General features: G+C 72.2%; 5 protein-coding genes. 3 read left to right on the forward strand and 2 right to left on the reverse strand.

The features are described 5' to 3' along the window. Positions 1–474: 474 nt before the first annotated feature. Positions 475–1,479 (reverse strand): stage II sporulation protein M, encoded by a 1,005-nt coding sequence (locus tag AC07AL_RS33310; RefSeq protein WP_063349146.1) that lies wholly within the window; start codon positions 1,477–1,479, stop codon positions 475–477. A 294-nt stretch (positions 1,480–1,773) separates the two neighbouring features. Here AC07AL_RS33310 and AC07AL_RS33315 point away from each other — a divergent pair, with 294 nt between their 5' ends. Continuing rightward, the gene (locus tag AC07AL_RS33315) at positions 1,774–2,790 is read left to right on the forward strand and encodes an RDD family protein (RefSeq protein ID WP_478319233.1); all 1,017 of its coding nucleotides are present in this window, start codon (positions 1,774–1,776) and stop codon (positions 2,788–2,790) included. Between the two features lie 46 nt (positions 2,791–2,836). Here the strand turns inward: AC07AL_RS33315 and AC07AL_RS33320 are convergent, their stop codons facing one another. Next, positions 2,837–3,487, reverse strand: a complete 651-nt coding sequence (locus AC07AL_RS33320; RefSeq protein WP_350886472.1) for a hypothetical protein — start codon at positions 3,485–3,487, stop codon at positions 2,837–2,839. Between the two features lie 112 nt (positions 3,488–3,599). Here AC07AL_RS33320 and AC07AL_RS33325 point away from each other — a divergent pair, with 112 nt between their 5' ends. Together AC07AL_RS33325 and AC07AL_RS33330 are read left to right on the forward strand one after the other, a co-directional pair. After that, positions 3,600–4,112 (forward strand): SigE family RNA polymerase sigma factor, encoded by a 513-nt coding sequence (locus AC07AL_RS33325; protein WP_478319234.1) that lies wholly within the window; start codon positions 3,600–3,602, stop codon positions 4,110–4,112. Further along, positions 4,109–5,200: a hypothetical protein gene (locus tag AC07AL_RS33330; protein WP_478319235.1), complete on the forward strand. Its 1,092-nt coding sequence runs from the start codon at positions 4,109–4,111 to the stop codon at positions 5,198–5,200. Before AC07AL_RS33325 ends, AC07AL_RS33330 begins: the two co-directional genes overlap by 4 nt. Positions 5,201–5,319 lie beyond the last annotated feature (119 nt).

Raw genomic sequence — 5,319 nt, forward strand, 5'->3', positions numbered from 1 at the left:
AAAGGAATCTCCAACCCCGATCAAACGATCGAGGCCGGGGATGTCAACATATCTGGCGTTGACTTTTGGCACGCTGTTGAGTTCTCAAGGAACGGGCACTTCCTTCGGACCGCCTTCCAGCGGGCCCTCCGGGCGCTTCGTTCTTTCGTGTTTCCAGCTTATCAGATCCTCGCGGCCGTTCTTACCGGCTTCGTTTCTCCGAATTCCCGCTGGCGGGATTTCCTTCGAACTTCGCTCCGAAGCTTATCAAAGCTTTCGATGTGCTCAGTTCGCGGAATTTTGCTTCGTCGAAGGACGCGCATTCATAAAACGCGCTCACCTCGATTTGGCGGTGTCGTAGACACTAACGCCCGGGACTGACCGTTGTCCAGTCTGTCCCAACCGTTCAAACCTACTAGCCCACCCTCACCACGTCAATGGTTTGGTCGGGATGCGAGAAGACTACCAGGTCAGAGGCATGTCGATCACCTCGCCTCAGGCCGCGACGGGTTGCAGATCCGCCCGATCGGCCGCGTCCAGATCACCGACTTCGCCGGCCTCGGCGGCCTTTCGGCCCCACACCAGCGCGTAGAGAAGGAATGCCGCCTCGGCCAGCACTCCGATCGAGATGCGTGCCCAGGTGGGCAGCCCGGAAGGGGTGACGAACGCTTCGAGCACACCGGAAACGGCCAGCACCGTGGCAAGGCCGATGGACATGCCGATGATGGAGCGGCCCTGTTCGGCCAGGGCCGTTCCACGGGTGCGCGGGCCGGGGTCGATGACCGTCCAGCCGAGGCGCAGACCGAGGCCGCCGGCCACGAACACCGCGGTCAGCTCCAGCAGGCCGTGCGGGATGAGCAGGCCGAGGAAGACGTCGAGTCGCCCGGCGGAGGCCATCAGCCCGACGCCGACACCGAGGTTGACCACGTTGGTCCACATCACCCAGAGCACCGGGAGACCCAGCGCGATCCCGAACAGCAGGCACTGCACGGCGATCCAGGCGTTGTTCGTCCAGACCTGCGCGGCGAACGAACTCGCCGGGCGGTCCGAGTAGTACGACTCGTACTGCCCGCCCGGGCGGGTCATCTCCCGCAGGTGATCCGGGGCGACCAGGCTGTTGCGGACCTCGGGGTGGGTGGCCATCCACCAGGCGAGCACCGCGGTGGCCAGCAGCGAGACGACCGCGACCGGCACCCACCAGCGGCGCGCGCGGTACAGCGCGGCCGGGAAGCTCACCGTGTAGTACCGGGCGACGTCGTGCCATCCGCTGCTGCGCGATCCGGTCACCGCGCTGCGGGCCCGCGAGACCAGGCCGGTCAGCCGGCTGAGCAGGGCAGGGTCCGGTGCGGCGGCCTGGACCTTGGCCAGGTGGCCGGTGGCGCGCTGGTACAGGGTGACCAGTTCGTCGGCCTCCTCTCCGCTGAGCCGGCGCCGTCGGGCGAGGGCGTCCAGCCGTGCCCACTCCCCCTGGTGGGTGGCGACGAAGACGTCCAGGTCCATTCGGCGGCTCCATGGTCGGCGGTGGGCGCGAGGGGGCCCGGTCGCGGGCGGGTGGACGGGCGGGTACGTACGGATACGCGCGGCCCAGCATGCCAGCAGCGGTGGGCCCCCCGACCGCCGGGATCTCACTTCCCGTGCGACCACCGGGCGCCGTATGTTTGCGGCTGCGGATCAGACTGCGGAGAGCAGGTCGTGGGGGCCGGTCCGGATGACGCCCCTCCCCTCGTCCGTGCCGCCCTCGGCGGCCTCCATGAGTGAGCTGTACGGCTCCACGAACGTGAACGGACAGGTGTCTTGAGCGACCTGGTGACGGGTGAGGCGGTCGTCCTCGACCTGCAGACGGCGAAGCTTCCCAGCCGGGCGCTGGCGATCACGCTGGACCTGCTCGTGGAGTTCGCCGCCCTGTTCCTGGTCTCGCTCACCCTGAGCGTCGCCCTGATCGGACTGGACGGTGCGGCGCTGGCGGCCACCCTGATCGGGCTGCTGGTGTTCTTCCTGGTGGCCGTGCCGGTGATGGTCGAGACCTTCACCCACGGGCGCTCGCTCGGCAAGGCCGCGCTCGGCCTGCGGGTGGTGCGCACCGACGGCGGCCCGGTGCGGTTCCGGCACTCGCTGGTGCGCGGGCTGGTCGGCTTCATGGAGTTGGTCGCCATGACCGGCGTGCCGGCGGTGATCACCTCGGCCGTGAACGTGGACGGCAAGCGGCTGGGCGACATCTTCGCCGGGACGGTGGTCGTCCGCGAGCGCACCCCGGGCGGGGGGACGCCGCCGCTGCCGCCCGTGCACCCGCACCTGCTCCAGACGATGGGCCGGGAGCTGGTCGCGATGGACCTGTCCGCCGTGCCGGAGCCACTCTGGCTGGCGATTCGCCAACTGCTTGGCCGCATAGGCCAGTTGGACCCCACGGTGGCGCTCCAGATGTCCACCCGGCTGGCCGGCGACCTGGCCGCCCGGACCGGTCATCCGGTGGCGCAGGGGCTGCACCCGGCGGCATACCTGGGCGCGGTGCTCACCGAGCGCCAGCGCCGGGAGTGGACGCGGGCCCAGGCCCAGTGGCAGCGGCAGCGGACCGCGGCCCCCGCACCCGCCGCGTGGCCGGCTCCCTCGCCCCAGCCGCCCACCACGGACGGCGGGCCGCTGCGCGTCCTCGGCGTCCCGACGACGACCGCGGCAACGACCCCGACGACGCCCGTGGCCCCGGCCGCCCCCTCCTTCGAGAAGCCCGCCCCGCCCACCGCCGACCAGCCGTCCCCGACACCGGCCCCAGCCTCGACACCGGCCCCCGGCACCGGCTTCGCGCCGCCCGCCTAGGCCCACCGCGCCGTCGGGCCCGCCGCCCGACCCACTCAGCCCGGACCTACTCCCCGAACTGCGCCGGCCAGGCGTTCGGCGGCGACGCCAGCTCCTCCAGTTCGATCCCGTCGGCCGCCAGCACCACGTCCCCCGCGAGGTGCACGACCTGCTGCTCGCCGGTCTCCAGGTCCGCGACCTGGTACCGCTCGACCAGCAGCGGCCCGGAGTCGGTCTGGTGCGTGTCGACCCCCTCCAGCAGCCACCCCTGGTCGAAGGTGCGCGGCGCCAGCACCGGTTCGGTGAACGCGACCAGCCGCACCCGTGCACTCGCCCCCTCCCGCAGCCGCAGCAGCCGGGCGGTGGCGACCAGGAAGGCCGGCGAGCCGCCGGTGAACCCGTGCGCCCGGTCGTGCCCCTCCACGCTGTGCTCGCCGCCCGGGTCCGCCGCGTCCGTCCGGACCCAGGCGACGCCGTCCACCGCGCCGCCGCGCACCTGCCAGCCACCGGCCCGCAGCTCCATCCGCAGCGGGCGGGCCCGCGAGTCCAGGGTGAGGTCGACGCTGCCGATCACCCGCCCGTCCGGCGCGTAGGTCTTGGAGACGTACCGCCAGCCGGCCGCCCCGGGGGCGCAGCTGAAGCGCTCCTCCCCGAGCAGCACGCGGTCGTGACCCAGAGGAGTCATGGCTGTATGGAGCGAGTACCGGCCGTTGGGCATGCCCGAAAGCCTACGTGCGCACTTCGCATGCAACGTTCGGGGCGGGTGCCCGCATTAGGGGGGTGGACGGCGCGCACGAGCGCCGACGGTACGCGGGAGAAGGGGGGCGCAGATGGCGAAGCAGGCACGCGACGAGGAGTTCACGGAGTACGTGACTTCCAGGAGCGGCTGGCTGCGCAAGGTCGCCTATCTGCTGTGCGGGGACTGGCACCGCGCGGACGACCTGGTCCAGGAGACCATCACCAAGCTGTACGTGAACTGGTCGCGGGCAGGCCGCATGGAGAACCTGGACGGTTACGCCCGCAGGGTGCTGGTCAACACCTTCCTGGCCGAGCAGCGCACCTCCTGGTGGCGACGGACCAGCCGGCCGGGCACCGCCCTCGACACCGAGTCCGTGCCCGTCGACCTCGACGCCTCGCTGGACCTGCGCCACGCCCTGGCGACGCTGCCGGCCCGCCAACGGGCCGCCGTGGTGCTCCGGTACTACTGCGACCTGACGATCGACCAGGCCGCCGACGCCATGGGCTGCTCGTCGGGCAACGTCAAGAGCCAGAGCTCCCGGGCCCTGGACACCCTCCGCGGCAGGCTCGCCGCCCGCCCCACCGTCGCAGAGAGGACGCCATGACCAGCAAGGATCACCACGACCTCACCGCCCGGCTGACGGCCCTCGCCGACGAGTCGGCGCCACCTGCGCGGTTCGACGCCGACCGCTCGATCGCCGAGGGCACCGCCCGGCTGCGCCGTCGCAATCGCGCCGCGATCGGCGCCGTCGCCGCCGTGACGGTGGCGGTGGTGGCGACCACCGCGCTGCTGGCCCCGGGAAGCAGCACCGTCACCCCGGCACCGCCGGCGGGGCCCACCCCGACCACCTCGACCTCCCCGATCCCGACGCCGACCCCGACCCCGACCCCGACCCCGACCGTGAGCGGCATCGACCCGCTGACCACCGAGGTCCACTTCGGCTGGCTCCCCGACTGGGTGGGCGGCGAGCAGCACATCGGCTACGAGACCGGCTACCACGGCATCTACGCCCAGGCCCGAGGCGCGGGCGAGAACGCCGCGCGCATCCTGCTCTCCCAGTACCCGGCGGGCGCCGAACCGCCGGTGGGGAAGGGCCCCGGGGGCTCGGCCCTGACCAGGCAGGACGCCCCGCCGGTCAACGGGCGGCCGGCCTACTGGCTGGTCGACTCGGGCGGCATGGCCGCCCCGACGCTGCGCTGGCTGACCCCCGACGGCCGGTGGGCGGAGATCAGCGGAAACGGTGGCGGCCGCCTCGAAAACCTCTCCCAGGAGGTTCTGCTCAGGGTCGCGGCCGATGTTCGGTACGGCCACTGGGACGTCCCCCTGCCGGTGCGGTTCACCGGCCTGCCCGAGACGTTCAAGGCCACCGACATCTCGCTCTGGCGGCCGGACACGGACGGCGTCGGCGCCTGGAGCCTGTGGCTGATGTTCAAGGTCGAGGGGAAGAACGTCTCGGTCACCCTGCGGCCGATCGGGCCGCGCCCGGTCTACACCAGCACGGACGGCTCGCCCTACACCGACCCGCACCCGCCCTTGGAGTCCGTCCAGAACGGGGTGGAGATCTCCATCGGCACCGGAGCCGGCGATCCGCCCTCCCTGGAGCAGCTCGGCGGCCTCCCCTGGATGCTCGCCCACACCGAGGCCCTCGGCCCGGACGCCACCGACTGGACCACCGACGTCATCGTGCCCTGAACCGCCGACGGCCGACCGAACGCGGCGGTGGGGGGGGGGGGGGGGGGGGGGGGGGGGGGGGGGGGGGGGGGGGGGGAAAACAAGGAAGAGGGGGGGGTGCGGGTGTGGGGTGGAGGTCC

This window comes from Kitasatospora sp. NPDC043949 (assembly GCF_056435365.1).

Bases quoted from the DNA above. Each gene is read 5' to 3' on its own strand.
- AC07AL_RS33310 (WP_063349146.1), bottom strand. From the start codon at position 1,479: ATGGACCTGGACGTCTTCGTCGCCACCCACCAGGGGGAGTGGGCACGG.
- AC07AL_RS33320 (WP_350886472.1), bottom strand. From the start codon at position 3,487: ATGCCCAACGGCCGGTACTCGCTCCATACAGCCATGACTCCTCTGGGT.
- AC07AL_RS33325 (WP_478319234.1), top strand. From the start codon at position 3,600: ATGGCGAAGCAGGCACGCGACGAGGAGTTCACGGAGTACGTGACTTCC.
- AC07AL_RS33330 (WP_478319235.1), top strand. From the start codon at position 4,109: ATGACCAGCAAGGATCACCACGACCTCACCGCCCGGCTGACGGCCCTC.